23 protein-coding genes are annotated in these 26,847 nt (G+C 65.9%); 13 read left to right on the forward strand and 10 right to left on the reverse strand.

Going from position 1 to position 26,847, the window contains the following annotated elements; all coding sequences use genetic code 11:
• Window positions 1-13: 13 nt before the first annotated feature.
• Entirely contained in the window at window positions 14-1,126 is a 1,113-nt protein-coding gene (locus ACP26O_RS21370; protein ID WP_175666436.1) for a Rieske 2Fe-2S domain-containing protein, read from the forward strand.
• A 103-nt stretch (window positions 1,127-1,229) separates the two neighbouring features.
• Here ACP26O_RS21370 and ACP26O_RS21375 read toward each other — a convergent pair whose 3' ends face one another.
• From ACP26O_RS21375 to ACP26O_RS21405, 7 genes are all read right to left on the reverse strand, one after another.
• Window positions 1,230-2,231, reverse strand: a complete 1,002-nt coding sequence (locus ACP26O_RS21375; RefSeq protein WP_175666435.1) for an NADP-dependent oxidoreductase — start codon at window positions 2,229-2,231, stop codon at window positions 1,230-1,232.
• Between the two features lie 41 nt (window positions 2,232-2,272).
• A complete protein-coding gene (locus ACP26O_RS21380) occupies window positions 2,273-3,136 on the reverse strand; it encodes an alpha/beta fold hydrolase (RefSeq protein WP_175666434.1) in 864 nt (287 codons plus the stop codon).
• A 247-nt stretch (window positions 3,137-3,383) separates the two neighbouring features.
• The gene (locus ACP26O_RS21385; protein ID WP_175666433.1) at window positions 3,384-4,634 is read right to left on the reverse strand and encodes an NADH:flavin oxidoreductase/NADH oxidase family protein; all 1,251 of its coding nucleotides are present in this window, start codon (window positions 4,632-4,634) and stop codon (window positions 3,384-3,386) included.
• Between the two features lie 6 nt (window positions 4,635-4,640).
• Window positions 4,641-5,039, reverse strand: a complete 399-nt coding sequence (locus tag ACP26O_RS21390; protein WP_175666432.1) for a helicase — start codon at window positions 5,037-5,039, stop codon at window positions 4,641-4,643.
• 54 nt (window positions 5,040-5,093) lie between these two features.
• A complete protein-coding gene (locus ACP26O_RS21395) occupies window positions 5,094-5,939 on the reverse strand; it encodes an alpha/beta fold hydrolase (protein WP_175666431.1) in 846 nt (281 codons plus the stop codon).
• A 40-nt stretch (window positions 5,940-5,979) separates the two neighbouring features.
• Window positions 5,980-6,768: an SDR family NAD(P)-dependent oxidoreductase gene (locus ACP26O_RS21400; protein WP_175666430.1), complete on the reverse strand. Its 789-nt coding sequence runs from the start codon at window positions 6,766-6,768 to the stop codon at window positions 5,980-5,982.
• Between the two features lie 57 nt (window positions 6,769-6,825).
• Window positions 6,826-7,908 (reverse strand): alkene reductase, encoded by a 1,083-nt coding sequence (locus ACP26O_RS21405; protein ID WP_175666429.1) that lies wholly within the window; start codon window positions 7,906-7,908, stop codon window positions 6,826-6,828.
• Window positions 7,909-8,040: 132 nt separating this feature from the next.
• Between ACP26O_RS21405 and ACP26O_RS21410 the strand changes: the two genes are divergently transcribed.
• Window positions 8,041-8,670: a TetR/AcrR family transcriptional regulator gene (locus ACP26O_RS21410; protein ID WP_175666428.1), complete on the forward strand. Its 630-nt coding sequence runs from the start codon at window positions 8,041-8,043 to the stop codon at window positions 8,668-8,670.
• A 54-nt stretch (window positions 8,671-8,724) separates the two neighbouring features.
• Here the strand turns inward: ACP26O_RS21410 and ACP26O_RS21415 are convergent, their stop codons facing one another.
• Window positions 8,725-9,450, reverse strand: a complete 726-nt coding sequence (locus ACP26O_RS21415; RefSeq protein WP_175666427.1) for a TetR/AcrR family transcriptional regulator — start codon at window positions 9,448-9,450, stop codon at window positions 8,725-8,727.
• Between the two features lie 415 nt (window positions 9,451-9,865).
• Between ACP26O_RS21415 and ACP26O_RS21420 the strand changes: the two genes are divergently transcribed.
• The gene (locus ACP26O_RS21420; protein ID WP_175666484.1) at window positions 9,866-10,999 is read left to right on the forward strand and encodes an efflux RND transporter periplasmic adaptor subunit; all 1,134 of its coding nucleotides are present in this window, start codon (window positions 9,866-9,868) and stop codon (window positions 10,997-10,999) included.
• Window positions 10,996-14,157, forward strand: a complete 3,162-nt coding sequence (locus ACP26O_RS21425) for an efflux RND transporter permease subunit (RefSeq protein ID WP_175666426.1) — start codon at window positions 10,996-10,998, stop codon at window positions 14,155-14,157. The genes ACP26O_RS21420 and ACP26O_RS21425 overlap by 4 nt, the downstream gene beginning before the upstream one ends.
• Window positions 14,158-14,170: 13 nt before the next feature.
• Here ACP26O_RS21425 and ACP26O_RS21430 read toward each other — a convergent pair whose 3' ends face one another.
• Window positions 14,171-15,223, reverse strand: coding sequence for an RNA-guided endonuclease InsQ/TnpB family protein (locus ACP26O_RS21430; protein WP_426283603.1), 1,053 nt, complete (start codon window positions 15,221-15,223; stop codon window positions 14,171-14,173).
• Window positions 15,224-15,315: 92 nt separating this feature from the next.
• On the opposite strand from ACP26O_RS21430, the gene ACP26O_RS21435 reads away from it, so the two are divergent.
• The 5 genes from ACP26O_RS21435 (at window position 15,316) to ACP26O_RS21455 (ending at window position 21,367) form a co-directional block, all read left to right on the forward strand.
• On the forward strand, window positions 15,316-16,782 hold the full coding sequence (locus tag ACP26O_RS21435) for an efflux transporter outer membrane subunit (RefSeq protein ID WP_175664484.1): 1,467 nt from the start codon (window positions 15,316-15,318) through the stop codon (window positions 16,780-16,782).
• Window positions 16,783-16,918: 136 nt separating this feature from the next.
• The gene (locus ACP26O_RS21440) at window positions 16,919-18,301 is read left to right on the forward strand and encodes a paraquat-inducible protein A (RefSeq protein WP_175664196.1); all 1,383 of its coding nucleotides are present in this window, start codon (window positions 16,919-16,921) and stop codon (window positions 18,299-18,301) included.
• Window positions 18,302-18,341: 40 nt separating this feature from the next.
• Entirely contained in the window at window positions 18,342-19,937 is a 1,596-nt protein-coding gene (locus tag ACP26O_RS21445) for an intermembrane transport protein PqiB (RefSeq protein ID WP_175664197.1), read from the forward strand.
• Window positions 19,934-20,635: a PqiC family protein gene (locus ACP26O_RS21450; protein ID WP_175664198.1), complete on the forward strand. Its 702-nt coding sequence runs from the start codon at window positions 19,934-19,936 to the stop codon at window positions 20,633-20,635. Before ACP26O_RS21445 ends, ACP26O_RS21450 begins: the two co-directional genes overlap by 4 nt.
• Before the next feature lie 204 nt (window positions 20,636-20,839).
• Window positions 20,840-21,367, forward strand: coding sequence for a TetR/AcrR family transcriptional regulator (locus tag ACP26O_RS21455; RefSeq protein WP_175664199.1), 528 nt, complete (start codon window positions 20,840-20,842; stop codon window positions 21,365-21,367).
• A 128-nt stretch (window positions 21,368-21,495) separates the two neighbouring features.
• Here ACP26O_RS21455 and ACP26O_RS21460 read toward each other — a convergent pair whose 3' ends face one another.
• The gene (locus ACP26O_RS21460; protein WP_175660080.1) at window positions 21,496-22,269 is read right to left on the reverse strand and encodes a TetR/AcrR family transcriptional regulator; all 774 of its coding nucleotides are present in this window, start codon (window positions 22,267-22,269) and stop codon (window positions 21,496-21,498) included.
• Between the two features lie 139 nt (window positions 22,270-22,408).
• Here ACP26O_RS21460 and ACP26O_RS21465 point away from each other — a divergent pair, with 139 nt between their 5' ends.
• Genes ACP26O_RS21465 through ACP26O_RS21480 form a run of 4 tightly spaced genes read left to right on the forward strand, consistent with a single transcriptional unit; the run spans window position 22,409 to window position 26,775 of the window.
• Entirely contained in the window at window positions 22,409-22,732 is a 324-nt protein-coding gene (locus tag ACP26O_RS21465) for a hypothetical protein (protein WP_244098988.1), read from the forward strand.
• 12 nt (window positions 22,733-22,744) lie between these two features.
• A complete protein-coding gene (locus ACP26O_RS21470) occupies window positions 22,745-23,815 on the forward strand; it encodes a VOC family protein (protein ID WP_175664200.1) in 1,071 nt (356 codons plus the stop codon).
• A 36-nt stretch (window positions 23,816-23,851) separates the two neighbouring features.
• A complete protein-coding gene (locus ACP26O_RS21475) occupies window positions 23,852-24,808 on the forward strand; it encodes a fumarylacetoacetate hydrolase family protein (protein WP_175664201.1) in 957 nt (318 codons plus the stop codon).
• Window positions 24,805-26,775: an acyl-CoA synthetase gene (locus tag ACP26O_RS21480; RefSeq protein ID WP_175664202.1), complete on the forward strand. Its 1,971-nt coding sequence runs from the start codon at window positions 24,805-24,807 to the stop codon at window positions 26,773-26,775. Before ACP26O_RS21475 ends, ACP26O_RS21480 begins: the two co-directional genes overlap by 4 nt.
• Window positions 26,776-26,847 lie beyond the last annotated feature (72 nt).

A 26,847-nucleotide genomic window follows, 5' to 3' on the forward strand; every position in this document is an offset into this window, starting at 1 on the left:
CTCACAAAACACGATGGACGACATTCAATTCGATCAACCGAGCGTCAAGGAGCCTCCCCAGGCAGCGTACGACGCGACCACGCGCGTGGCGGCGAGCTGGTACGTCGCGATGCGCTCGGACGCCCTCAAGGACAAGCCGACGGAGTTGACGCTGTTCGGCCGTCCGTGCGTGGCGTGGCGCGGCACGACGGGGCGGGCCGTGGTGATGGACCGCCACTGCGCGCACCTCGGCGCGAACCTGGCCGACGGGCAGATCAAGGACGGGTGCATCCAGTGCCCGTTTCACCACTGGCGCTACGACGAGCAGGGCCAGTGCGTTCACATCCCCGGCCACAGCGAGGCGGTGAGCCGGCTGGAGCCCGTCCCGCGCGGCGCGCGCCAGCCGACGTTGGTCACCGCCGAGCGATACGGCTACGTGTGGGTCTGGTACGGTTCGCCGCAGCCGCTGCACCCGTTGCCCGAAATCGCCGCGGCCGACGTCGACAACAGCGACTTCATGCACGTGCACTTCGCGTTCGAGACGACGACGGCGGTGTTGCGAATCGTAGAAAACTTCTACGACGCGCAGCACGCGACTCCCGTGCACGCGCTCCCGATTTCGGCCTTCGAGCTCAAGCTCTTCGACGATTGGCGCCCGTGGCCAGAGGTCGAGTCGCTGGCCCGGGCGGGCGCGTGGTTCGGCGCCGGGATCGACTTCACCGTGAACCGGTACTTCGGGCCCCTCGGCATGCTGTCGCGCGCGCTCGGCATGGACATGTCGCAGATGAACCTGCACTTCGATGGCTATCCCGGCGGGTGCGTCATGACGGTCGCGCTGGACGGCGACGTCAAATACAAGCTGCTGCAGTGCGTGACGCCGGTGAGCGACGGCAAGAACATCATGCACATGCTCATCTCGATCAAGAAGGTGGGCGGCATCCTGCGCCGCGCGACCGACTTCGTGCTGTTCGGGCTGCAGACCAAGCAGGCCGCGGGGTACGACGTCAAGATCTGGAACGGGATGAAGCCGGACGGCGGCGGCGCGTACAGCAAGTACGACAAGCTCGTGCTCAAGTACCGCGCGTTCTACCGGGGCTGGGTCGACCGTGTCGCGGAGCCAGCCACTCGACCGGGCCGCCGCGAGTGAGCGGCGATGCGTGAGTCAGTCGTTGGCGCTGGCCACGCTTCACCACCGATGAACGCCGAGACATGCGCCATTCGAGGCCTTGGACGGCGTTCCTCGCGTTCCTTCACTTGATCCTGACGACGACCTTGCCCTTGGCGCGTCCTTGGGCCAGGTATTCCAGTGCATCCTTTGCTTGTTCAAACGGAAATACCTTGTCGATCACGGGATGGATACGTTCGGATTCGAGCAGTTTGCCAATCTCGGCGAGTTGAGCACCGTCGGGGCGTACGAAGAGAAATGAGTAGGCGACGCCTCGCTTTCTCGCAAGACGCATGATCTTGCGGCTCATCAGGCTGAATACGAACTGCAGGACGAAGTTCAGCCCGCGAGCACGGGCGAACGCTGCGTCCAGCGGCCCGATAAGAGAGACGATCTTCCCGCCCGGCTTCAGGATTCCTACCGACTTTTCAACCGCGTCGCCCCTGATCGTGCCAAGCACCACATCGTAGTCGCGCAGTACTTTCTCGAACGCTTGCTTCTTGTAGTCGATTACTTCGTCCGCGCCCAGGCTTGTCACCAACGGGATATTGCCCGTGCTGGTATTGGTCCCCACCTTGGCGCCGAAATATTTGGTCAGCTGGATCGCAAACGTTCCAATACCGCCGGACCCCGCGGGAATGAACACCTTCTGACCCGCCTGAAGATTGGCACGCTCCTTCAGTGCTTGCCATGAAGTGAGCCCGACCATTGGGACCGAAGCGGCCTGCACGAAGTCCAGATTGACCGGTTTCGGCGCTGCAGCGCTCTCCGGTACCACGGCAAATTCGGCGATAGATCCTCTTCCAAGGTCGAACAGACTTGCAAAGACGGCGTCGCCTTTCTTGAAGCGAGTGACGCGGCTGCCGACATCGATCACGATACCGGCCAGATCGCTACCCATGATCGCGGGCAACTGGAACTTCACGACGGGTTTGAACATGCCCGTTGGAATCATGTTGTCGATCGGGTTCACCCCCGCGGCGTGAACCTCGACCAGCAGTTCGTCGGGCCCGAGCGTGGGGCGCGGCACTTCGGCGAACCCGATCTCGGGCGATTTGCCATAGCGTTTGAATGTGAGTGCTTTCATGTTGCGCTTGCTCCGATACTGCGTTGTATTCGCGAGAAACTTCATTGCGACAGAAATTCCAGTGCCGTGGGTACGAAGTTGGCGTAATGCTGGAAGATTCCGCCGTGGCCGGCGTCCTGATAAATGACGAGCTGCGCCTGCGGTATGCGCCGGGCCATATCGTGGCTGAGCGCGGTGGGCACCATGATGTCGTTATCCCCATTGGCGATCAGGACAGGCATGGGCAGACTGGCGAGATCCTGGGGCGCCTGCTGGCCCCACGCCTTGATCGCCTTGAGTTGACGAAGGAAGGCGCGAGGTGTCGGCCCCTTGTCGCGGCCAGCCTTACGTTCCTTCAACCGTTTCAAGAAGGCGCTTGCCGCCTGCTGGCCGTTGGTTGTGGACGTGAAGAACAGATACGCCTTCGGATCGCGCAGCGTGAGCAGGCCTTTGAGCATGAGTGGCGTGGACACGGCACCCACATGATCGATACCGTGACCGCCGGCGGGGCCCGTGCCAGTAAGAATGAGCTTGCGCACCAGGCCTGGCGCCTTGAGCGCCACGTCCTGCGCGACGAAGCCGCCCAGCGAGAAGCCGAGCAGATCCACTTGATCGAAACCCATCGCATGAATCAGCGCAATGGTGTCGCGCGCCATCTCGTCGACGGTCACGGGCGCGATGCCACCGGACAAGCCAATGCCTCGATAGTCGATCGCGATGACGCGATGTTTTTGCGCCAAGCCATCGACGATGCGCGGATCGAAGTTGTCCAGCACGGCGCCCCAATGGTTCAGCAAAATTAAAGGAATGCCGCCGTGCGGACCCAGTTCACGGTAAGCGAAGCGGGTTCCAGCCGCGTTGACGAACTTGTTCGGTGCCCGCGCATACGACGTCGTCGATTGGGTGTCCGCGTTGATGCTCTTCATCATTCACTCCTGGGTGCTGCTTTCATATGTCGAGCATCATGCTGACCGGGAAAAAGGTGGGACTTCAATCCCCGCCGCAAACCGATGCTCAAGTGTGGCCTCAAGCATCGATTCGGACAACGACTCTTCGTCGACTGCGCGCGCCAGCGTCGACGATGCGCTCGTGCGTGGCTTCCGTGGATCAGGTGGTGGATCGTTTCATCTGACGTTCATCAGCAATCAGTTTCTGATCGCAAGCGCGCGGCGCTCAAATGCGCGCCCGTAGACGCCGCGTGCGAAACGTTCCCCAGCCGCTGCTGAAAGCAGACTTCAGGAATGCCGCAAGCCCGCCCTCGTCGGGGCGCGGTTCTCTACCCCTCGCAATGCGCTTGAGCTGGCGCGTGTACCACAGTACCTCCATGATTCCGAGGCGATCGACAGCCTTGAGGCCGGTACTGATCGGTTGCACCTGCCGCAGGCTGTCGCGCCCTTGAAGCAAGGCGGCGGGTGCATCGGGATCGATCGCGAGCAGCCGCGCCAGGCCCACCACATCCAGCGCGCTGGAGTGCAGCGCCGCGTTCATGCCGGCGGCGGTGCGAAAACCACCGGTCACCATGAGCGGCACGTTGACTGCCGCGCGCACCTTGTGGGCAAAATCAAGGAAGTAGGCTTCCCGGGCCGCGGTGGATGCCTTCTTCGGTTCTTGCATCGCTCCGCTCATGGCAGGCGCCTCATAGGTACCGCCGGAAATCTCGATCAGGTCGATCCCCGCATCGCTCAACGCGCGGATTGTCTCGATCGATTCTTCTTCCGTAAAGCCACCGCGCTGGAAGTCGGCCGAATTGAGCTTGATTCCCACCGGGAAGTCCGGGCCGACTTGCCGGCGGATTTCCGCATAGACGGCCAATACGAAGCGGCGCCGCTTCTCGGGACTGCCGCCCCATTCGTCGCTGCGGCGGTTGTGGTGCGGAGAAAGAAATTGGCTGATCAGATAACCATGGGCTCCGTGGATCTCTACGCCACTGAACCCGGCCTTCTTGCAAATGGCCGCGCTGCGCCCGAAGCGTTCGATGATGTCTTGAATCTCGGACGGGGTCGCTTCGCGCGGTGTCTCGAAGAATGCCGCCATGTCCTCGCGGAAAGGAACCGCGGAGGGCGCCAGGTTGAAGGCGTTCAAACCCTTGGTCGATTGCTTGCCAGGATGGTTGAGCTGCACCCAGATCGACGCCCCTTGCGCGGTGGCAGCCTCCGCCCACTGGCGCAGCACGGGCAAGTCTGCGTCGTCTTCGATCACGACATTCCCGGGCTCGCCCAACGCGCGGCGGTCGATCATCACGTTCCCCGTCATGATCAGTCCGAGCCCCGACGCAGCCCAGCGTCGGTACAACTGCACCAGCTCGGGTGTCGGGCGATTATCGTAGGTGCCCAGGGTCTCGCTCATGGCGGCCTTGGCGAGCCGGTTGCGCAGCACGCTGCCATTGGGCAGGCGCAGCGGCTGGTTCAGCAGATCGGGTTTCATGGCAACTCAGAAGACGGTGCGGTCGTAAGGCGAGACGATTTTCGGAGGCTGCAGGAACGCCGTCAGGCCCTGGAACCACAACACTTCCCGGAAGTCGCCACTGATGATCAGGTCTTTACTGCCCACCCCCCTGAGGAAAGCCGCCTGGGCATCCTTGGCCGACAGAATCTCGAAGCCTTTGGCGGCACTCGTAAAGGTGAGCGTGAATCGAGGCGTCGCTGCCAGTCCCGCATACGATCGGACGGTGCCATCTTTGATCACAAAGTAGCGCCCGGCACCCGAAACCGTACGAATCTGGCATACCAGGTTCCTGGACGCGACGTAGCGCGCGGCGTTGGCGTCGCGCCTGATCTTGCGTGTCAGCAGCTGGGCGAATGCCCACAACAGGAACTTGAACTTCAGCATTTCGGCATCCTTTTGACCTGAGAAAAGTGCGTTCGAACCATGACGAGCGTCGCGTCACTCGCTCAGGAACTGAACTGCGTGACCCAGGAAGCGTTGCGGGTACTGAAACTGCGCGGCGTGGCCGGCATCCGGGTAAATGAACAACTGCGCATTTGGCAGGTTGCGCGCCATGTAGAAGGAGTTAACCGTCGGGACCATCACGTCGTTCACGCCATTCAAGATGAACGTAGGCTGCCGGATGCCGCGCAGATACGCGAAAGGATCGTCTTCCGAGAGCCTCGGCATATACAGCACGTTGGCCTCGATCTGTGCGATCGAGACCTCCGGCGAGGATGGCGGATCCTGGTCGGCTCGCATATGGCGCCGCTCCCAGAACGCCCTTGCCGCCTGCTCGGCTTCTGCTGATCGTCCGAAGAACAGGTAGAGAAAGTCTTCGAACACCGGGACCGGATTGATCGCGGTGGTCAACACGCGCTGCTCCATTTCCGGATTCCCCCCGCGCGGCCCGGTGCCCAGCAGCATCAGCTTGCGCACGAGCTCGCGATGGCGCCAGGTCAGGTCGAGCGCCTGAAACCCGCCCAGCGAAAAACCCAGAACGTCGATTTGCTGCAAGCCGAGTGCGCGAACGAAGGCCGCTGCGTCATCGGCCATGTCCTCGATGCGCGTTCGTGGTTGTCCGCCGGAGGAAGCGACGCCGCGACCGTTGTAGAGAATGACTTCGCGGCTTTGGGCAAGCCCATCCGTCATCAGCGGATCCCAGTTGTCCATCCCGCCGCGGAAGTGCTGCAGGAACAGTAACGGCGGCTGCGAAGAATCCGCGTTACCCCAGCGGCGGTAGGCGAATCGAGTACCGTTGACATCCACGAAGCGCGTGGGCGTAGTGATATGGGTGTCGGTCATCGTGGTATCCATCGTTCCGCCGTTTGGTGCAATTGAATGGTCAGGCGCGGAGCTGATAACGCTCGGCCGCGTGTGCTTGTCGAATGTCCGACAACAGTCCCTGGCGAGCGCCATCCAGCGCGTCCCACCGCCCGGCTACGTGCAGCGGCGGGATCGTGACCAGTTCGCGACGGTCGAACCCGATCAGTGCCGCGTCGACCAACTCCCCCACTTCCATCACCTCGGGCAGCGTGTTCACGTCGACCCCGGCGCGCTCCCAGATCTCCGTGCGCGTCGCCGCCGGCAGGACGGCTTGCACGTAGACGCCCTTGGGCGACAGCTCGAGATTCATGCCCTGCGACAGGAACAGCACGAATGCCTTGGTCGCGCCGTAGATCGACATGCCGAACTCGGGCGCGAAACCCACCACCGAGCCAATGTTGACGATCGAGCCGTTACCGGACTGCACGAAGCGTGGCGCGACCGCGGCTGCAAGCCTCGTCAGCGCCGTCGTGTTGAGCGTGATCAGGCGTGCGATGCTTTCAGGGGTTTGCTGCAGGAAGCCGCCCGACTGAGCCACGCCGGCATTGTTGATCAGAATTCCTATTCGATCGTCATCGCGCAGACGAGCCTCGAGCGCGGACAGATCGGCAGACTGGGTCAGGTCGGCCTGCAGCACTTCCACGGCCACACCGCTTTCCTCACGCAGGCGCGCTGCCAGGGCATCGAGTCGCGCCTTGTCACGGGCGACAAGGACGAGGTCATGGCCACGCCGCGCGAAGCGCTCGGCGTAGGTGGCACCGATGCCGCTGGAGGCGCCGGTGATGAGGACGGTCGGAAGCGAGGTCATGGGTACTTTCCTTTGCAAGGGTTCGTCTGGCGGAGACTCAATCAAGGGCGCGAAGCCTTAGCCGGAAATCGTCGGGTAATCGATGTAGCCCACCGCGCCGCCGCCATAGAGCGTCGCCGGGTTGAGTTGCGTCAGGGGCGCGCCATGCTTCAGGCGTTCGACCAGGTCCGGGTTGCTGATAAACGGACGGCCGAACGCGAACAAGTCGGCTCTGCCCTCATTGAGTTGAGTGGTGGCGAATTCCACGTCGTAGCCGTTGTTGGCCAGATAGGTCTGCTTGAAACGGCGGCGCAGCGCGTCGTAGTCGAACGCGGCGACATCGCGTGGGCCGCCGGTCGCACCTTCGACCACGTGCAGATAGACGATGCGCTGCGCGTTGAGCTGTTCGGCGATGTAGTCGTACTGCGCTTGCGGATCGCTGCAGGAAATGCCGTTTGCCGGCGAAACCGGCGAGATGCGCACGCCGGTGCGCTCTACGCCGATTTCCTTGACCACCGCGGCGACGACTTCCAGCAACAGCCGCGCACGGTTCTCGATCGAGCCGCCGTAGTCGTCGGTGCGCTGATTGGCTCCGTCCTTGATGAACTGCTCCAGCAGATATCCGTTCGCGCCGTGAATTTCCACGCCGTCGAAACCGGCGGCAATCGCATTGGCCGCAGCCTGTCGAAAGTCGTTCACGATGCCCGGCAGCTCGGCGAGTTCCAGCGCGCGCGGCTCGGACACGTCGATAAAGCCGTTGTTGACGAAGGTTTTCGTCTCGGCGCGGATCGCGGAAGGCGCGACCGGCGCTGTACCGCCAGGTTGCAAGTCAGTGTGCGAGACGCGGCCCACATGCCAGAGCTGCACGAAGATGCGTCCACCCTTCGCATGGACGGCGTCCGTGACCTTGCGCCAGCCAGCGATCTGCTCGGGCGTGTACAGGCCGGGCGTGTCCTGATAGCCCTGGGCCTGGGCCGAAACCTGAGTGGCCTCGGTGATGATCAGGCCGGCCGACGCGCGCTGGGCGTAGTAGGTCGCGGCAAGCTCGCTGGGCACCAGCCCGGCGCCGGCACGGTTGCGGGTCAGCGGTGCCATGACGATGCGATTGGTGAGCGTCAGGTCACCGAGGGCGTACGGCTCGAAAAGCGTTTTCTCTGACATGTCGTTCCAGCGTCGGGTGGTGGGAATGGCTTAATGATGACGACCATAATCTAACGTGTCAAGACTTTGATGACGACCAACATCAATGTATAGTCAGGCCATCAGACAGGAACGCGCCCACGGAGAGGAAAAGTGAAAGTCACCAAGGCACAGGCCCAGGCCAACCGGGCCCACGTTGTCGAAACAGCGTCGACGCTATTCAGGGAGCGCGGTTTTGATGGGGTCGGAGTTGCTGATCTGATGAGCGCAGCGGGGTTCACCCACGGCGGCTTCTACAAGCACTTCCGCTCGAAGGCCGATCTGATGGCGGAATCGGCGGCCTGCGGCATGGCGCAGACCGTTGCGCTGTCGGCCGGGGTGGACGCAGCGGAGTTCGTGCGACAGTATCTCGCGCGCGAGCACCGCGACGCGCGCGCAACCGGCTGCACGATGGCGGCGCTGGGTGGGGATGCCGCGCGTCAACCCGAAGCGGTCCGGGCCACCTTCGCGGACGGCATCGAAAGACTGCTGGCGGCGTTAGTCCAGGAACGTGATCCGTCAGACGGTGCAGACGCGGCGGAGGCCCGAGCCGACTGCCTCGACATCATGGCGCATGCGGTCGGCGCCGTTGTGTTGTCGCGCGCGTGCCCGGATGATTCGCCACTGGCCGACGAAATCCTGACGGTATGCCGTGACAAGATTCTCGCGACACTGGGCTCGTCGGCGACAGCGCGCGAACCGGGTCGCAATCAGGGGAACGACAGCTCCGCCCAGTCGAAGTGACGCCGGGCGGCGGTGGTCGCCTGGAAGGCGGTCGACGACGATCGCCGCCCCCTCTCAATCCCCAGCCGTTACAGTGAAATCGCCGAGCGGTAGCGGGCGATTCGCGATGGCGTGCGCCTCGGCGCGCGCAATGCCAAGCGTCTGCAGCACGACCGCGGCGGTCCGTTCCGGGAAATCGCCGGCGCCGGCCGCCCGTCTCCGCGCCCCGCCCTCGACCGTCCCGGCGATGTGAAGCTGCGCGGCGATTGCCGCGAGAATCGTCCCTGTCGACGCCAGCACGCTGACGAACGGATCGCCGACGACGAAGCGGCGCGCCGCGATGCCGCGCGCGCTGTCCCGCCGCAAGCGCTGCCCAAGCCCGCGGTCGAGCGCGCGTACCGAAAGACCTTCGAGCATCAGGAACCGGCCCCACATCCACTCCCGATGCGCTTGCATCAGCGTATGGCGCACGCAGACCGACACGACCTCCGCCGGATCTGACAAACCGCCGGTCACGCGCTCGAGCCGATCCGCGAAATCGTCGAACACCCACTCGATCAACGCGGCAAAGAGTCCGTCTTTCGATGCGAAGTGGTTGTAGAACGAGCCGAACCCGACGTCGGCCGCCTCGGTGATCTCGCTGATCGCCACGTTATCCATCCCCTTTTCCGCCATCAGCATGAACGCCGCCCGCAGCAGACGCATGCGGGTCGCCTGCTTGCGCCGCGCGCCCCGCGGCACCCGATGCTCGGTCGCGACGGCGGCCCCGATGGGCCGCGGCGGCTCGGACGTTTGATCCATCACAGCGTCTCCCCCCTTCGAAATTTCTTGCATTCCGCAATATTAGATTAATGACTCATACTTGACAATGTTATCAGTTATGAGTCTAATCTCGGAAATCGCTGCGCCGAGCGTGTCTGCCGGAGGGGTCCTCGACGGGCGGTAACGGCCAGCACGGGCATTCGATGCCCGTGCGGTAGCCCGCCCCACCGCTCCGTGCGGCGGGCGCAGGCTGCGTGATCTAGCGTGCCGGCATCGGACGCTGCCACGCAAACATCGGAGTACTGATTTAACACGTGAATGCGCCGTCGGCAGCGAAGCCGGCTCGCGCCCCGCCCCAGTCGGCCGGCCCGCCGAGGTCGCCGGATTTTTTAGTTGGCCCTTCATTCGTCTTGGAAACATCGTGAAATCACCAGGTCTTGATGCGCGCACTTCGATGCGCCGGCTCCTGACACGCATCGCGCCGCCGGTTCAGCGGGCGCCGATCGCGCTCGCATGCTGTGCAATTCTTCTGACGGCTTGTCATTCGCATGAGGCCCCCGCGCCCGAACCGCGGTCGGTGGTCGCGCTGCCGGCTCATGCAGACAGCGGCGCATCGCAGCGCGTGCTGCCGGCGCAGGTCCAGGCGCGCTATTCGACCGCGCTGTCGTTCCGGGTCGGCGGCAAGATCGTCGAGCGGCGCGTGCGCATCGGCGACACCGTCAAGGCCGGACAGACGCTCGCGGCCCTGGATCCCGCCGATCTGCACAACACGCTGCTCAATGCCCGCGCGCAGCTCGACGCCGCCGAGCATCGGGTCGTCTACGCGAAGCAGCAGCTGGAGCGCGACCGCGCGCAGGCACAGGCGGCGCTGATCGCCCCGGCGCAGCTCGAGACAACGCAGGATGCCTACACGTCGGCGGTCGCGCAGCGCGATGCCGCCCTCGCACAGATGGCGCTCGCCGGAGATCACCTGCGCTATGCGACGCTCGTCGCGGATCACGACGGCGTCGTGACGTCCGAGGATGCCGATACCGGGCAGAACGTCGAGGCCGGGCAGGCGGTGTTTCATCTGGACTGGAGCGGCGAGCTCGACATCGTGTGCGACGCGTCGGAGCGCGACCTGCGCGATCTCGCGATCGGCCGCGGCGCGCGCGTCAGCCTGACGGCGCTGCCGGGCAAAGTGTTCGAAGCGCGCGTGCGCGAGGTCGCGGCCGCCGCGGATCCGCAAAGCCGCACGTGGCGGGTAAAGCTGACGCTGATCGCGCCGAGCCCGGACGTGCGCTCGGGGATGACGGCCAACGTCGCGTTCGACGGCAGCACCGACGCCGCCGCGGACCATACGATCACGCTGCCGGCCACCGCGCTCTTTCACCGCGGCGAAGCGCCGGCGGTCTGGGTCGTCCGCAAGGGCAGCGACACGCTGGAACTGCGCACGGTGTCGATCGGACGCTACGACGAACGTACGGTGTCCATCACGTCGGGGCTCGCGAGCGACGAGCGCGTCGTGATGCAAGGTGTCCATACCGTCACCGCCGGCGAACGCGTGCGCGTCGTGCCGCCGCTGCATCCGGAGGACTTCCCGTCATGAACGCCCCCGAACAGCATCTGCCGGACGACGCGCGAACCGACGCCGGCCAGGCCGACGACCGTCGCTTCAATCTGTCCTCCTGGGCGCTCAAGCATCAGCAACTGGTGATCTTCCTGATCGGCCTTGCGACGATCTTCGGCGTGATCGGCTATACGCGCCTCGCGCAGTCCGAGGATCCGCCATTCACGTTCCGCACGATGGTGATCCAGACCTACTGGCCGGGCGCCACCGCCCGAGAAGTCCAGGAGCAGGTCACCGACCGGATCGGCCGCCAGCTTCAGGCCGCGCCGTACGTCGACAACATCAAGAGCTACTCTCGCCCCGGCGAGTCGATGATCTTCTTCGCGATGAAGGATTCGGCGCCCGTCAATCAGGTGCCGGAAACCTGGTATCAGGTGCGCAAGAAGGTCGGCGACATCCGCGCGACGCTGCCGAAGGGCACGGTCGGCCCGTTCTTCAACGACGAATTCGGCGACGTCTATACGAACATTTATGCGCTCGAAGGCGACGGCTACTCGCCGGCGCAATTGCACGATTACGCGGACAAGCTGCGCGCGGTGCTGCTGCGCGTGCCCGGCGTCGCAAAGGTCGACTACTTCGGCGACCCCGATCAGCACGTGTTCGTCGAGATCTCGAACGCGCAGCTGACCCGGCTCGCGATCACGCCGCAACAGCTCGCGCAGGCGATCGACGCGCAGAATGCCGTCGCGCCGGTCGGCACGATCACGACGGCGGACGATCGCGTGTTCGTGCGTCCCACCGGCGCGTTCAAGGACATGCAGGCGCTCGCGGACATGCCGATCACCGTGAACAATCGCACGTTCCGGCTCGGCGACGTCGCCAAGATCACCCGCGGCTACGACGATCCGCCCGTCACGCAGATGCGGTCGAACGGCCACGCCGTGCTCGGCATCGGCGTGACGATGCAAAAGGGCGGCGACGTGATCGATCTCGGCAAGGCGCTCGACGCCAGGACCGCCGAACTCCAGGCAGGCCTGCCGGCCGGCGTGAAGCTGAGCGCGGTGTCGAGCATGCCGCACGCGGTGAAACACTCGGTGGACGACTTCGTCGAGGCGGTGGGCGAAGCCGTCGCCATCGTGCTCGTGGTCAGCCTCGTGTCGCTGGGCTTGCGCACCGGGATGGTGGTCGTCATCACGATTCCGATCGTGCTGGCCGTGACCGCGCTGTGCATGCACGTGTTCGGCATCGGGCTCGACAAGGTGTCGCTGGGCACGCTGGTGCTTGCGCTCGGGCTGCTGGTGGACGACGCGATCATCGCCGTCGAAATGATGGCGGTGAAGCTCGAGCAAGGCTGGACGCGAACGCGTGCGGCGGCGTTCGCCTACACGAGCACGGCGTTCCCGATGCTCACGGGAACGCTCGTGACGGTATCGGGCTTCCTGCCGATCGCGCTCGCGAAGTCGAGCACCGGCGAATACACGCGCTCGATCTTCGAGGTGTCGGCCATTTCACTGATCGTGTCGTGGTTTGCCGCCGTCGTGCTGGTGCCGCTGCTCGGCTACCACATGCTGCCCGAGCTCAAGCATCACGACGGGCATGCGCACGGGCAGGACGTGTACGACACGGGCTTCTACCGGCGCCTGTCCGGCTGGATCTCGGCCTGCATCGAACGCCGCTGGGTCGTGCTCGGCGTGACCGCGGTGCTGTTCGCGATCGCGATGGCCGCCTTCACGCGCGTGCCGCAGCAGTTCTTCCCGAACTCGGAGCGCCCCGAACTGCTGGTCGACTTGCGCTTGCCGGAAGGCGCGTCGTTCGACGCGACGCTGCGCGAGGCCACGCGGCTCGAGAAGACGCTCGCTGGCCGCCCCGAAATCGATCACGTCGTCGACTTCGTCGGCACCGGCGCGCCGCGCTTCTATCTGCCGCTCGATCAACAGCTTCAGCAGCCGAACTTCGCACAGTTCGTCATCACGGCGAAGGACGTCGAAGCACGCGACCGGCTGTCGCACTGGCTCGAGTCGACGCTCGCAATCCGTTTCCCGACCGTGCGCACGCGTGTGGCGCGGCTTGAAAACGGGCCGCCGGTCGGCTTCCCGATCAAGTTCCGCGTGAGCGGCGACGACATCGCGACCGCGCGCGCCATCGCCGAGAAGGTGGCCGACAAGGTGCGCGCCGACCCGCGCACGCGCAACGTGCAGTTCGACTGGGACGAGCCGGCCGAGCGCTCGGTGTCGTTCGAAATCGATCAGCTCAAGGCGCGCCAGCTCGGCGTGACGTCGGAAGACGTGTCGGGCTTCCTCGCGATGACGCTGTCGGGCTACACGGTCACGCAATATCGCGAGCGCGACAAGCTGATCAACGTCGACCTGCGCGCGCCGAAGAGCGAGCGCGTCGACCCGTCGAAGCTCGCCGGCATCGCGATTCCGACGCCGCACGGCCCGGTGCCGCTCGGCGCGATCGGCCACGTGCGCGACACGCTCGAATACGGCGTGATCTGGGAACGCGACCGCCAGCCGACGATCACCGTGCAGGCCGACGTGCGCGGCGACGCAGCGAGCATCGGCGTCACGCGCGACATCGACGGTGCGCTGGCGACGCTGCGCGCGACGCTCCCCACCGGCTACCGGATCGACATCGGCGGCGCGGCGGAGGAAAGCATGAAGGGCCAGACGTCCATCAACGCCCAGATGCCGCTGATGATCATCGCGGTGCTGACGCTGCTGATGATTCAGCTCAAGCGCTTCTCGCGCACCTTCATCGTCGTGCTGACCGCGCCGCTCGGGCTGATCGGCGTGGTCGCCGCGCTGCTGCTGTTCGGCAAGCCGTTCGGCTTCGTCGCGCTGCTCGGCGTGATCGCGATGTTCGGGATCATCATGCGCAACTCCGTGATCCTGGTCGATCAGATCGACCAGGACATCGCAGCCGGACAGCCGCGCTTCACGGCGATCGTCAGCGCGACGGTGCGGCGCTTCCGGCCGATCATGCTGACCGCCGCCGCCGCCGTGCTCGCCCTGATCCCGCTGCTGCGCTCGGGCTTCTTCGGCCCGATGGCAACGGCGCTGATGGGCGGCATCACGGTCGCGACGGGACTGACCATCTTCTTCCTGCCCGCCCTTTATGCGACGTGCTTCAAGGTGCGAGGCGACGAACGCGAGTCGACCGCCACGGCCGTCGCGTCCCCGGAGACATGTCATTGACGTCCTCACCCGCCTAAAGGCAGGTGATTCCCACACCTGGCGATGCACGTCCGCATCGGAGAATGTTCAGCGCAGCGTTGATATCACGATCATGCTCGACACCACAGTCACTGCAGGCCCACTCTCTTACTCGCAGTCCCGCGATACCTTTCGGCCGCGTCGTGCTGTCTTTCGACCCGCACGCCGAACAGGACTGGGTGGAACCGCTTTCGTCCACTTCCTCGAACGTGGCTCCGTGCGCGATCGCTTTGTAGCGGAGCTTGTTTCGGAAGGAAGACCAGGATGCGTCGTAGACGCTTTTCGCCATCCTGGTTCTGGCGAGCTTCGCGGCCGACACGTTGCCGACCGCGATGTAATCGAAGCGCCGCACCACATCGAGCGCGAGCTTGTGCTGGAAATCGGCACGGGCGTTCGCGACCTTGGCATGCAGCTGCGCGATATGTCGCTTGTGCTTGCGCGCCCGCTGGGCCTTCGCCAGCTTATCCGCCGCACGGCGGCCGAATTGGTCGTTGGGCAGTTTCTCGCCGGTCGAAAGTGTGGCGAAGTCTTTCAGGCCGAGATCGATGCCGACGCCGGAACGGATCGGGCGAGCCTGAACATCGGGTGCCTCGATCACGATGTTGAGAAACCAGTTGCCGCGCGCATCCTGTGCGAAGTTGGTCCCATCCTTGATCTTGCCTTCGGGAAGCGCCCGGCTGTTGAACACGCGAAGCGTGTTGCCGGCGAAACGGAACGCGTCACCCTCACGCTTCAGGTCACGGCCCTTCAGCGGCACCCAGCCCAGCGATTTCCTGCCGCGATAGCGCAGGTAGGGCCGACGGTGCTGACTGCGCGACTTCGCATATTGCTCGCACGTCGCGTTGATCGTGCCGGAGTGGATGCCGAGCGCCTTGCTGCTCCCCGTCGTCAGCACGTTCAGATCGAATCCCGTCGGCCACTTCTTGCTCCACTTGAGCGCGTGCTTCTGCGTGTCATTGCAGAAGTTCCAGACGTAGTTCACCGCACGGCTCTGCTTGTTGAGCAGTCCGTTGAGCGACTTCACCCGGTAGCGGTAGACAAGAATCATGCCGGTGATCCTAACCCGTGGAAGAAGCTGCCTGTCAACAGCACTCCTTTCCTTCCCGCCATCAATGGCGGGGTTTCTCGGAGCAAATTCTGATGAAACTTACCCGTATGACCGCGGCGCTCGCCGCGAGCGCGGCGCTCGGCCTGTCCGGCTGCGCGATGGCCCCGAGCAGCACGCCGCCCGCGATGCCGTCGCCGGCTCACTACGGCGAGACGCCGCAGCCGCCGCGGACCGCCGAAGCGGCGGGCGTCGCGCAGCAATTCGACGTCGGCGCCGCACCGGTTCCGCAGTGGTGGCGGCTCTATCGCTCCGGCGCGCTCGACGCGCTGGTCGACGAGGGGCTGAGCGCGAATCCGACGCTTGCCGCGACCGAAAAGACGCTCGCCGCCGCGCAGCAGGAACTGCGCGCGCAGGTCGGCGCATCGACGCTGCCGTCGCTCGACGCGAATGCGCAGGTGGCCCGCACCCGCACGCCGGACATCTCCGGCACGGGCGCGCAGACCCTGCGCTACAACGTGTTCGTCGGTCAGTTGCAGGCGCATTACACGTTCGATCTGTTCGGCGCCACGCGCTATGCGAACGCGGCAAGCGCCGCGCGCGTCGACGTGCGCGCTTGCGAGCTCGAGGCGGCGCGGCGCGCGCTGGCAGCCAACATCGTCGGCACCGCCATCTCCGCTGCGGCGCTCGACCGACAGATCCTGCTGACCGAGCGGCTCGTCACCATCGCGGCATCGTCCGCGCACGACGATGCGCAGCGCTACGCGCTCGGCGCGATCTCGCATGCGCAGGCGCTGGCGTCGACGCAGAACGCGGCATCGCTCGCCGCGACGCTGCCCGCGCTACGCCAGCAGCGCGCGACAACCGTTCACGCGCTCGCGATCCTGCTCGGCCGCACGCCCGACGCCGTGCCGCCGATCCCCGCGTTCGACAGCCTGTCGCTGCCGGAGCACGTGCCGGTCGTCGTGCCGTCCGACCTGCTGAAGGCGCGCCCCGACATCCGCGCGGCCGAAGCCGCGGTAAAAGCCGCCGCGGCGGATGCGGGCGAAGCGACCGCGCAGCTGTTCCCGAGTTTGTCACTCACGGCGACGTTGGGACGCGGCGGCTTCAGCTGGCCGGCGCTGCTGTCGGGGGCGGGCGGGCTGTGGGCAGTCGGCGCAGGCCTGTCGCAGCCGCTCTTCCATGGCGGCGCGCTGCTGGCCCATCGGCGTGCGACGCTCGATTCGTACGACGCGGCGGTGCTGCAGTACAAGTCGGCGGTGCTGTCCGCGTTCGGTGACGTCGCGGATTCGCTCGCCGCACTCGACAACGATGCGCAGACGCTCGCCGCGAACGAAATCGCGGCACGGGCAGCGGGCGCGGCCTTCGACGAAACGGCGCAGCGCCGCACACTGGGCGCCGTTCCGGTGTCCGCGCAGCAGGCGAGCGAGCGGCAATATCTGACCGCGGAGCTCGACGCGGTCCGTGCCGCGAGCCGGCGAATGACCGATACGGCGGCACTGCTGCAGGCAATGGGCGAGTTGCCGCCCGACGCCCGCACGGCAGTCGCGGCCCGGCAATAACGGCTGCTTGCGTCGACGGGTCGGCTGCGCGTGCCGCCGGCCCGGACCTCGGCGCCCGACGCCCGGCGCCGGACGCCCGACGCACCGCGAGTACCGCGGCGCCGAGCACTCCTTTACTCCGCATGATCGATTCCCGATGAAACCCGAAAACCTGGTCGCCTGCCACGAATGCGACCTGCTGTTTTGGCGGCCGCCGCGCCTGCGCGCGCTGGCTGCGCACTGCCCGAGGTGCCGTGCCCGCGTGGGCGGCAGCGCGCACGGCCGTCCGGCGCTGGACCGGCGGTGCGCGATCGCGCTCGCCGCGCTGTTCACGTTGTTCATCGCGCAGGCCTTTCCCATCGTCGCGCTCGACGCAGCCGGCATCGCATCGCACGCGACGCTGGCCGACGCGGTGGCCGCGTTGCGCTTGCACGGGCAACCGGTCGTGGCGGCGATCGTGTTCTGCACGACGATGTTGTTCCCGCTGCTGGAAATCGCCGCGTGGCTGTACGTGCTCGTGCCGTTGCGCGCGGGCCGTGTACCGCCCTGCTTCGCGCCGGTCCTGCGCAACATGCAGCGGCTGCGCCCGTGGAGCATGGTCGAGGTGTTCCTGCTCGGCATTCTGGTCACGATCGTCAAGATGACGAGCGTCGCGCACGTGATACCGGGCCCCGCGCTGTTTGCGTTCGGCGCCCTCACCGTGATGCTCGGCGTGCTCGCGTCGTTCGACCCGGGCGGCCTGTGGGAAGCGCGCGACGAAATCATCGCGCTGCGCGACGGCGGTATACCTGCCGCGGCGTCGCGGCGGCGGCGCACGCCGCGACGCGCTGCACCGGTGGCGCCCGACACAGCGGACGCAATGGACGCTATGAACGCGACCAGCGCGACCGGGCACGGCCGGACGGCAAGCGTCACGGCCCGCGCCGCGGGGCTGCTCGCATGTCATACCTGCGGACGCGTGCAGCCGCCGCATACCGAGGCCGCCGACGCGCGCTGCACGCGCTGCGGTTCGACGCTGCACGAACGCCGCCCGCGCAGCGCCGCACGCACGGGCGCGCTCGTGATCGCGGCCGCGCTGCTCTACATTCCGGCGAACCTGCTGCCCATCATGCACGCGACCTCGTTCGGCCGCGCCGAGGACGACACCATTCTCGCCGGCGTCGCGTACTTCTGGACGTCCGGCGACTGGCCGCTCGCCGTCGTCGTGTTCGTCGCGAGCGTGCTCGTGCCGATGCTCAAGCTCGCGATTCTCGCGTTGCAGGCCATCGCCGCGCATCGCGGCACGCCATGGCGCCCGCTGGAACGCACGCGGCTCCATCGACTGGTGGAACGCGTGGGCCGCTGGTCGATGCTCGACGTGTTCGTCGTCGCGCTGACGATCGCGCTCGTGCATTTCGGGTCGTTCGCCGAGATCACGCCCGGCCCCGGCGCGCTGGCGTTCGGCGCCGTGGTCGTACTCACCATGTGCGCGTCAATACAGTTCGATCCGCGACTCATCTGGGACGGCGTGCAGCGCTCCGCCGCCCGCCCTCGATCCTGAACGAGCGCAAGCCCGTCGCAACTCTACGACCATTCACAAGATGCTTCCCCTCGATTTGCCTGAACCCGAGATCCGGCCGCGCAGCCGCTGGATCCCGTCCCTCGTCTGGATCGTTCCGCTCGTGTGCGCGCTGATCGGGCTGTCGCTCGTGTACCGCAGCGTTGCCGCGACCGGCCCGACGATCACCGTCACGTTCGCGAACGCAGAAGGCCTCGAAGCCGGAAAGACCAAGGTCCGTTACAAGGACGTCGATATTGGCTCGGTGCAGGCCATCACGCTCACGCCCGACTTCAAGCGCGTGGTCGTGCGCATCCAGCTCACCAAGGAAGCCGCGCGGTTCGCGAACCGCGATACGCGATTCTGGGTCGTTCGGCCGCGTGTCGGCGCCACCGGAATCTCCGGGCTCGGCACGCTGCTGTCCGGCGCGTACATCGGCGCGGACCTCGGCCGCTCGCCGCATGAGCAGATCGACTTCGCCGGCCTCGAGACGCCGCCCGCCGTCACCGCGGACCAGCAGGGCCGCCGCTACCTGCTGCACGGCGATTCGCTCGGCTCGATCGACATCGGCTCGCCGGTGTTCTACCGGCACCTGCAGGTCGGCCAGGTGGTCGGCTTCTCGCTCGACAAGGATGGCACGGGCGTCGACGTGCAGGCGTTCGTGAAGGCGCCGTACGACAAATACGTCGGCACCAACACGCGCTGGTGGCACGCAAGCGGCGTGGATTTGCGGCTCGATTCGAACGGCCTGAAGCTGAACACGCAGTCGCTCGCGACGGTGGTCGTCGGCGGTCTCGCGTTTCAGTCGCCGCCCGAGCAAGCCGATGCACCGCCGGCGGCCGACAACGCGTCGTTCCGGCTCGCGCCGGACCAAGCCGAGGCGATGCGCGACCCCGACGGCACGCCGCTGATGGTCGTCATGCGTTTCGACCAGTCGCTGCGCGGACTGTCCGTCGGCGCGCCGGTCGATTTGCGCGGCATCGCGCTCGGTCAGGTCACGAACATCGGGATCGAATACAACGAGCACTCGCGCACGTTCAGCATGAAGGTCACGATGGCGCTGTATCCATCGAGACTGAGCCGGCACAGCGACACCGCGCTGCCTGCCCCCGATACGGCCGGCGGCCACGACCTCCTCGAGCACCTGGTGCTGCAGGGGCTGCGCGGGCAGCTGCGCACCGGCAGCCTGCTCACGGGCCAGTTGTACGTGGCGCTCGACATGTTCCCGAAGGCGCCGCGCGCGAGCGTGGACGTCCACCGTACGCCGGTCGAGCTGCCGACCGTTCCGAACACCCTCGACGAACTGCAGGTTCAGCTCGCCGACATCGCACGGAAGCTCGACAAGGTTCCGTTCGACCAGATCGGCAACAGTCTGAACGGTGCGCTCGAGCATGCGAACCAGCTGTTCGGACACCTCGACGAGCAGGTCGTGCCGCAGGCGCGCGACACGCTGGCGGCGGCGCAGCGCACGTTCGACGCCGCGCAGGCGACGCTGCGGCAGGATTCGCCGATGCAATCGGACGTTCATGACGCGATGCAATCGCTCACGCATACGCTCCAGTCGCTCAATACGCTGGCCGACTATCTCGAGCGGCATCCGGAAGCGCTGCTCTTCGGCAAGAAAGGAGAACCGAAATGACGCCGCATTCGTTTCGCACGATCCGGATGCCGATCCGCATCGCAACGTGCGTCGTACTGGCCGTGCTCAGCGCCTGTGCGTCGCCGCCCGTACGGTTCCATACGCTTGGAATGGCGGATGGCGCGGGCGGCGACACCGGCGCGTCGCGTCCCGCATGGCTGATCGACATGCAGAGCGTGTACGTCGCGGCGCCGGCGGACGGCAACCGGCTCGCGGTGCAGCGCGGCCCCGAACGGGTCGACATTCTGGAACAGGAGCGCTGGGTTTCGCCGCTCGGCGACGAGATGCGCGGCGGACTGTCGACGCGCGTCACGTCCCGGCTGAACACGATCGACGTTCACCGCGTCGCGCATCCGGAGGGCACGCCGGTTTATCGGGTCGCCGTGGACGTCCAGCGTGTCGAATCGTGGCCGGCGTCGCACGTGCTGCTCGATGCGACATGGACCGTGGACGCCGGCTCCGGACAGCCGGCATTGACGTGCCGCAGCATCGTTCGGGCCGGTGCGTCGGCGGGCTACGACGCGCTCGTCGACGCGCATCGCCATGCGCTTGACACGCTCGCGCTCGGCATCGCCGCGGGCATTCGCGCGGCGGCCACGCACGCGCCGCCGCCGGCCGGATGCCGCGCGGGAACACTCGACCGACGGATCGCGCCACCCGTCGCCGAGCGCGGCGCGCCGGATCCGCTCGACGATTGAATCGGACCGCGAACACGCGCCCGGTCGGATCGGGTTGGGTGATCGGCCTCGCGCCGGTGCGCTGCACGATCTAGCGACATCGTCAGGCGAAATCATCCCGACGAACAACGAATCGGCGCTGCGCCGTTCCCGCGTCGATCCAGCGTTTCGCGCGGCGCGGTGTGGCGCCGCTTCGATCATTTCCACCTGCATGGACAATCCACGATGAAACCCGCCCGACTCACGCGCGAGCAACGCAGGCTCGACACCCGCGAACGGCTCATCGCTACCGCTCGCGCGCTATTCATCGCGAAAGGCTTTGCCGATACGAGCGTCGAACATATCGCCGAGGGCGCCGGGTACACGCGCGGCGCGTTCTATGCGCACTTCGAACACAAGCGCGAGCTGTTGATCGAGATCCTTCGCCGCGACCATGATCGAATGATCACGAAGGTTCGGCTGGCGGCGCCGGAGAGCGGCGGCGCCTGCAGCGCAGCCGACTACGCGGACATTGCCGCCGGCTGGGAATGTTTCCCGCTGTGGGTCGAGGTTCATCTGTACGCGCTGCGCGATGCCGCGTTTCGGCACATCGTCGACTGTCTGCACACCGAACCGGCTGCGCTACCGGAGACGGCCAGCGGCGCGGCGGGCGCCACGAATCGAATGCCATCCGCGACCGGCTGGGCGGCCGCGCTCGGCGTCGCGCTGCTGAGCGTCAGCGCGCGGGATGCCCGGCGCGATGATTCAACGTAGCGTAAGAAAAGCCACCCGGCCGGGATTCGCCAACGATCCGCCACATCCCGGCCCAAGCAGCTTCTGCCGTGTCGCCGCTCATCCGCAATTGACCCACCCGGGGCCTGGCAGCGGGCGACGGCGCTACATCACTGCGCCGTCTCGGCCGCTTCCACGACCGGCAGCGGCCGGCTTGCGATCTTCTCGGCTTCCGCGCGCTTGAGCCCCAGCGTATGCAGCAGCGTCGCTGCCGTGCGTTCCGGGAAATGCTCTCCGCTGAAGCCGAGCTCCTTCAGCACACCGGCCGCCGGCGCGCCCGGCGCGACGAAGTTGAGTTCGGCCGCAATGGCGGTCAGCACCGTACCGCCAACCGAAAGAAAGCCGATGAACGGGTCGGCGACCACGAAGCGTTTTTCGGCGATGCCGCGCTCGATGTCCCGTAGCAGGCGCTGGCCCAGGCCGAGCGTCAGGACCCGCGCCGAAAAACCCTCGCGTATCAGGAAGTGTCCCCACACCGGCTCGCGCCGTGCGCGTATCAGCGTATGCCGTACCGACACGGAAACGATTTCCGCCGGATCGGACAAGCCGCTGGCCACGCGATCGAGCGAATCCGCGAATTCCTCGAATACCGATTCCACGAGGGTCGCGTAAATCGCCTCCTTCGATTCGAAGTGGTTGTAGAACGAGCCGAAGCCGACGTCCGCGGCCTCGGTGATTTCGTTGATGGCGACGCCTTCCATGCCCTTTTGCGCCATCAGCCTGAGCGCGGCGTCCAGCAGGCGGGCACGGGTCTCGCGCTTGCGTCGCGCGCCGCGCGGCTCGCGTTCTTCGGCGACCGCGACCGCGGATTTGGCTGGTTCCGGCGCGTTGGCGGCTTCCGGAGCGGAGCGCTTCGGTGTCCGGCGATTCGGTGTATTCGGCATGACGTTTCCGATCCTTGTTCGTGCGCCCAAGTATAGATTCAAATGTCTACATTGACAAAGTTATCATTCATGACTTTAATGTCATAAAAGGCGGCTGGACGAGGCCGCGAGAACCGATCGACAAACGAATGGAGAAACGGTGGAGACACATCTGCACACGGGCGCCAGCGCGTCCAGCCACATCAATTCGCGCTCCTCGCCGGTAGGCGCGTTGCCGGCGACGCTCGAAGGACCGATCGAAGAATCCGGGCCAGTCGGCACCGCAACGTGCCATGTGCGGGCCAGTCATGGCACCCGCGACGACGACGCGCATCGCCCCCATCTGAAATCGACGATCGACGTCGCGACATTCACGGGCCGGCCAGACTTGTCGTGCAACGGTGCGATTGCCCGCCTGCCGTTGCGCGGACAGCCCCTCGATGCGACGGCGCCCGCCTTCGCGATTGCCGTTCGACCTGCCTGACTGCCATCCGCCATGAAACTGACCACCACCCAGCCGGCCCGACACCCCCACCCCACGACGAAGGCATCGGCGCTCGCCTATCTGATCTTCGATCGTCCGGACCTCGGCGAGGCCGAGCACTTTCTGAACGACTTCGGTCTTCGAACGGTGCGGCGGGACGACACGCAATTGCTGCTGCGCGGAACGGGCACCGCACACTTCTGTTATGTCGTTCGCCACGCACCGAAGGCGCGCTTCGTCGGCTTCGGATTGCGGGTCGACAGCCGCGCCGATCTGGACGCGCTCGCCAGCGTCCCCGGCGCGTCGAAGGTCGAGGCATCGGATTGGCCCGGCGGCGGCCAGCGGGTGCGCCTCACCGATCCGTCAGGTTTTCGGGTCGACGCGATTGCGGGCCAGACACGCGCCGACACGCTGCCGCATCGCGCTGCGCTCCCGTTCAACTCGGTCGACGCGCCCGTGCGAATCAACGACACGCAGCGGCCGCCGGCGAGCACCCCTGAAGTCATTCGGCTCGGGCACGTCGTGCTCGAGCTTGCCGACTTCCAGGAAACCTGCGCGTGGTACACGCAGCATTTCGGGTTCATCCCCAGCGATGTCCAGGTGCTGCCGGACGGCTCCCCGGCGGTCGCATTCATGCGGCTCGATCTGGGCGACAGGCCGGCCGATCACCATACGCTCGCGCTCGCCCAGGGGTTCCTGCCGACGTATAGCCATAGCGCGTACGAACTGGTCGATGCCGATGCCGTCGGCATGGGCCAGCGCATGCTCCGCGACAGCGGGTGGACGCATGCGTGGGGCATCGGCCGACACATTCTCGGCAGCCAGATCTTCGACTACTGGCAGGACCCTTGGGGCGACAAGCACGAACACTATTGCGACGGCGACTTGTTCACGGCTAACGAGCCGACGGGCGTGCACGCGGTCAGCCGCGAAGCGATGGCGCAGTGGGGCCCGACGATGCCGCGCAGCTTCACGAAACCCCGGTTCACGCCGTCGAGTCTCGCGGCGCTGCTTCGCAACCTGCGCCGCAGTCCCGATCTGACGCTGCGCAAGCTGCTGACCTTGGCGAAGCTGTTCGCCTGACCCCGACCGCCCATTCGACTCACGAGAGATCCATCCATGTCACTGCTTGTCCTGCACTTCCGGCACAACGGCCGCGCCCAATGGGGGGTGGCCGCCAACGGCGCCGTCACGCCGATTCCCGGCGACTTCGAAACCACCGCGAGCTTTCTCGCGGCGAATCCGGTCGAACGACTCACCGCGCTCGACGGAGCGACGATTCCCGAGACCGAGGTGGAGTGGCTGCCGCCGGTGACAGCCAACCAGCAATTCGTTTGCCAGGGCGCGAATTATCGTCAGCACATGATCGAATCGGGCATGGATCCGGACGCGAAAAAGTTCAACATGATCTTCACGAAGGCGACGAGTTGCATCGTCGCCGCCGACTCACCGGTGGTGAAACCGCGACACGTCCGGTTTCTCGACTACGAAATCGAGCTCGGCCTCATCCTCAAACGCGACATCACGTCCCACCGGCAGATCACGGACGAGAACCTGCACGACTACGTCGCCGGCACCGTGATCGTCAACGACTATTCCGCGCGCGATGTCCAGATCCCGCAGATGCAGTTCTACAAGGGCAAGAGTTTCCGGACGTTTGGCCCGGTCGGCCCCTATCTGTGCCTGCTCGAGCGGCGTGACTTCCCGAAGCTGAAGGCGCTCGACCTGACGTTGACCGTCAACGGCGCGGTGCGTCAGCGGGACTCGACCTCGAACCTCGTCTATGGTCCGGCGGAAACGTTGACCGAGTTGTCGGGCGTGCACGACCTTCGCGCCGGCGACCTGCTCGCGACCGGCACACCGGCCGGCTGCGCACTCAGCATCCCGTCGCCGCTCAAGCAGCGGGCCGTGGCGCTCTTTCCCGAATCCTTCAAGTGGAAGATGTTCATGAAGGTGCAGGCGGGACGCGCGCAGTACCTGAAGGCCGGAGATATCGTCGAAGCCCGGATCGCGAGCCGCGACGGAACGATCGATCTGGGCGTGCAGCGTAACAAGATCGTGGACGAAGCAGCATGAACGGCATCGCGACCCGGTACGACGTGCTGGCGATCGAAGCGCAGGGCCTTCCGCCGGATCTCCCTGCCAGCACCTACGAGATGATTTGCGCCGGCGCGGCCATCGATCCGTCCGCCCCCGCGCTGTCCTTTTTTCTGACCGCCGACGCGCATCGCGACGCCGAGCGCTGGACCTATCGCGAGCTGGTTCGTGACATCACGCGCACGGCCAACCTGTTCACGCGCCTCGGCGTGCGCTCGAGCTCGGTGATCGCCTATGTGCTGCCCAATCTTCCCGAAACGCATTTCGTGCTCTGGGGCGGGCAGGCGGCCGGCATCGTATGTGCGATCAATCCGTTGCTCGAAGGCGAAGCGATCGGCAATCTGCTCAAATCGGCCGGCGCCAGCGTACTCGTGACGCTCGCGCCATTTCCCGGCACCGATCTCTGGCAGAAAGTCGCGGCGATCCTTCACCAGGTCGAGTCGCTGCGGCATCTCGTGCTGGTCGATCCGGCCGATCGTGTGCGGGGCACCGCGCAAGCAGCGGCCCGCATGCTCCAGCGTGACGCGTGCCATACGCTGCACGGCGACGATGGTTTGCGCGACGCGGTGCCCGCGCCTATCCAGATCCACGACTTCGGGACGGAAATGGCGCGGGAATCCGGTACGGCGCTCGACAACGTGCGCCGCATTCAACCGGGCGACATGTCGTCGTTCTTCTGTACCGGGGGCACCACGGGGTTGCCGAAAATCGCGATGCGCAGCCACGGCAATGAAGTGGCGAATGCATGGAGCGCCGGCCGGTTCTTCGGCGACAGCATCGGCCCCGGCAAAACGACCTTCTGCGGATTGCCGCTCTTTCACGTCAATGCCGCGATGGTGACCGGCCTGCTGCCTTTTTCCCGCGGCGCCCATGTCGTGCTCGGCACACCGCAAGGCTACCGAGGTGACGGTGTCGTCAAACGCTTCTGGGAAATCGTCGAACATCATCACATCAATTTCTTCAGCGGCGTCCCGACACTTTACGCGTCGCTGCTCGACATTCCTGTCGACGGTCACGCTATCGACTCGCTCGAATACGGCCTGTGCGGTGCGGCGCCGATGCCGGTCGGCGTCTTCAGGGCCTTCCAGGAAAAAACCGGCATCCGGATTCTCGAAGGCTACGGTCTGACCGAGGGAACCTGCGTGAGCAGCGTCAACCCGCCGACCGGCGAGCGCCGGCTGGGATCGATCGGGCTTCGCATCCCCTTCCAGGCGATGAAAGCCGTCGTCGTGGACGACGCGGGACGGTATCTACGCGATTGCGCGGTGAACGAAGAGGGGCTGCTCGTCATCTCCGGGCCGAACGTTTTCAACGGCTACCTGCGTGCCGATCAGAACAGCGCGCTGTGGCTCGATCTCGGCGACGGCAAGCGCTGGCTCAACACCGGCGACCTCGGCCGCTGCGACGTCGACGGTTACTTTTGGCTGACCGGCCGCAAGAAGGAACTGATCATTCGCGGCGGGCACAACATCGACCCTGCGGCGATCGAGGAGCCGCTTCATCGACATCCGGCGGTCCAGCTCGCCGCGGCAATCGGGCGTCCCGATGCGCATGCCGGTGAGCTGCCGGTCGCGTATGTGCAGCTCAAGCCGGGGATGAGCGCGACCGAGCACGATCTGACGGCGTTCATGCAACAGGAGATCGCTGAGCGCGCCGCACTGCCCAAGCACGTCCGAATCGTAGACGCTATCCCGCTCACGGGCGTCGGCAAGATCTTCAAACCGGAACTCAAGCGCCGCGAGACGCGTGACGCGCTGCGCGCGGCATTGGCCCAGGGCGGCGCCCCCGGTGCATCGATCGACGTCACGACCGAGCAATCGGGCGGAATGTCTGTGTCGGTCGAGCTGAGCGACCCCGGGCTCGAGCCTGCGGCACGCGTGGTGCTGGGGCGTTTTCCGTTTGCGTTCTCGATCTCGATCGCCGCGCAGCCAACACGGTCATCCTGACCCACAGCGACAGATCCGCGGCGATGGAGGCGCGCGGCTAGCCTGGATCGCACCAACTTCGGAAGCAGATCG

Origin of the sequence: Burkholderia sp. R-40 (assembly GCF_049942845.1) — a bacterium.
Taxonomy (GTDB): domain Bacteria; phylum Pseudomonadota; class Gammaproteobacteria; order Burkholderiales; family Burkholderiaceae; genus Burkholderia; species Burkholderia ambifaria.

Bases quoted from the DNA above. Each gene is read 5' to 3' on its own strand.
- ACP26O_RS21425 (WP_175666426.1), top strand. From the start codon at position 10,996: ATGAACGCCCCCGAACAGCATCTGCCGGACGACGCGCGAACCGACGCC.
- ACP26O_RS21470 (WP_175664200.1), top strand. From the start codon at position 22,745: ATGAAACTGACCACCACCCAGCCGGCCCGACACCCCCACCCCACGACG.
- ACP26O_RS21395 (WP_175666431.1), bottom strand. From the start codon at position 5,939: ATGACCGACACCCATATCACTACGCCCACGCGCTTCGTGGATGTCAAC.
- ACP26O_RS21370 (WP_175666436.1), top strand. From the start codon at position 14: ATGGACGACATTCAATTCGATCAACCGAGCGTCAAGGAGCCTCCCCAG.
- ACP26O_RS21445 (WP_175664197.1), top strand. From the start codon at position 18,342: ATGCTTCCCCTCGATTTGCCTGAACCCGAGATCCGGCCGCGCAGCCGC.
- ACP26O_RS21385 (WP_175666433.1), bottom strand. From the start codon at position 4,634: ATGAAACCCGATCTGCTGAACCAGCCGCTGCGCCTGCCCAATGGCAGC.
- ACP26O_RS21375 (WP_175666435.1), bottom strand. From the start codon at position 2,231: ATGAAAGCACTCACATTCAAACGCTATGGCAAATCGCCCGAGATCGGG.
- ACP26O_RS21450 (WP_175664198.1), top strand. From the start codon at position 19,934: ATGACGCCGCATTCGTTTCGCACGATCCGGATGCCGATCCGCATCGCA.
- ACP26O_RS21440 (WP_175664196.1), top strand. From the start codon at position 16,919: ATGAAACCCGAAAACCTGGTCGCCTGCCACGAATGCGACCTGCTGTTT.
- ACP26O_RS21415 (WP_175666427.1), bottom strand. From the start codon at position 9,450: ATGGATCAAACGTCCGAGCCGCCGCGGCCCATCGGGGCCGCCGTCGCG.
- ACP26O_RS21420 (WP_175666484.1), top strand. From the start codon at position 9,866: ATGCGCCGGCTCCTGACACGCATCGCGCCGCCGGTTCAGCGGGCGCCG.
- ACP26O_RS21435 (WP_175664484.1), top strand. From the start codon at position 15,316: ATGAAACTTACCCGTATGACCGCGGCGCTCGCCGCGAGCGCGGCGCTC.
- ACP26O_RS21460 (WP_175660080.1), bottom strand. From the start codon at position 22,269: ATGCCGAATACACCGAATCGCCGGACACCGAAGCGCTCCGCTCCGGAA.
- ACP26O_RS21405 (WP_175666429.1), bottom strand. From the start codon at position 7,908: ATGTCAGAGAAAACGCTTTTCGAGCCGTACGCCCTCGGTGACCTGACG.
- ACP26O_RS21475 (WP_175664201.1), top strand. From the start codon at position 23,852: ATGTCACTGCTTGTCCTGCACTTCCGGCACAACGGCCGCGCCCAATGG.
- ACP26O_RS21400 (WP_175666430.1), bottom strand. From the start codon at position 6,768: ATGACCTCGCTTCCGACCGTCCTCATCACCGGCGCCTCCAGCGGCATC.
- ACP26O_RS21390 (WP_175666432.1), bottom strand. From the start codon at position 5,039: ATGCTGAAGTTCAAGTTCCTGTTGTGGGCATTCGCCCAGCTGCTGACA.
- ACP26O_RS21455 (WP_175664199.1), top strand. From the start codon at position 20,840: ATGAAACCCGCCCGACTCACGCGCGAGCAACGCAGGCTCGACACCCGC.
- ACP26O_RS21380 (WP_175666434.1), bottom strand. From the start codon at position 3,136: ATGAAGAGCATCAACGCGGACACCCAATCGACGACGTCGTATGCGCGG.
- ACP26O_RS21430 (WP_426283603.1), bottom strand. From the start codon at position 15,223: ATGATTCTTGTCTACCGCTACCGGGTGAAGTCGCTCAACGGACTGCTC.
- ACP26O_RS21480 (WP_175664202.1), top strand. From the start codon at position 24,805: ATGAACGGCATCGCGACCCGGTACGACGTGCTGGCGATCGAAGCGCAG.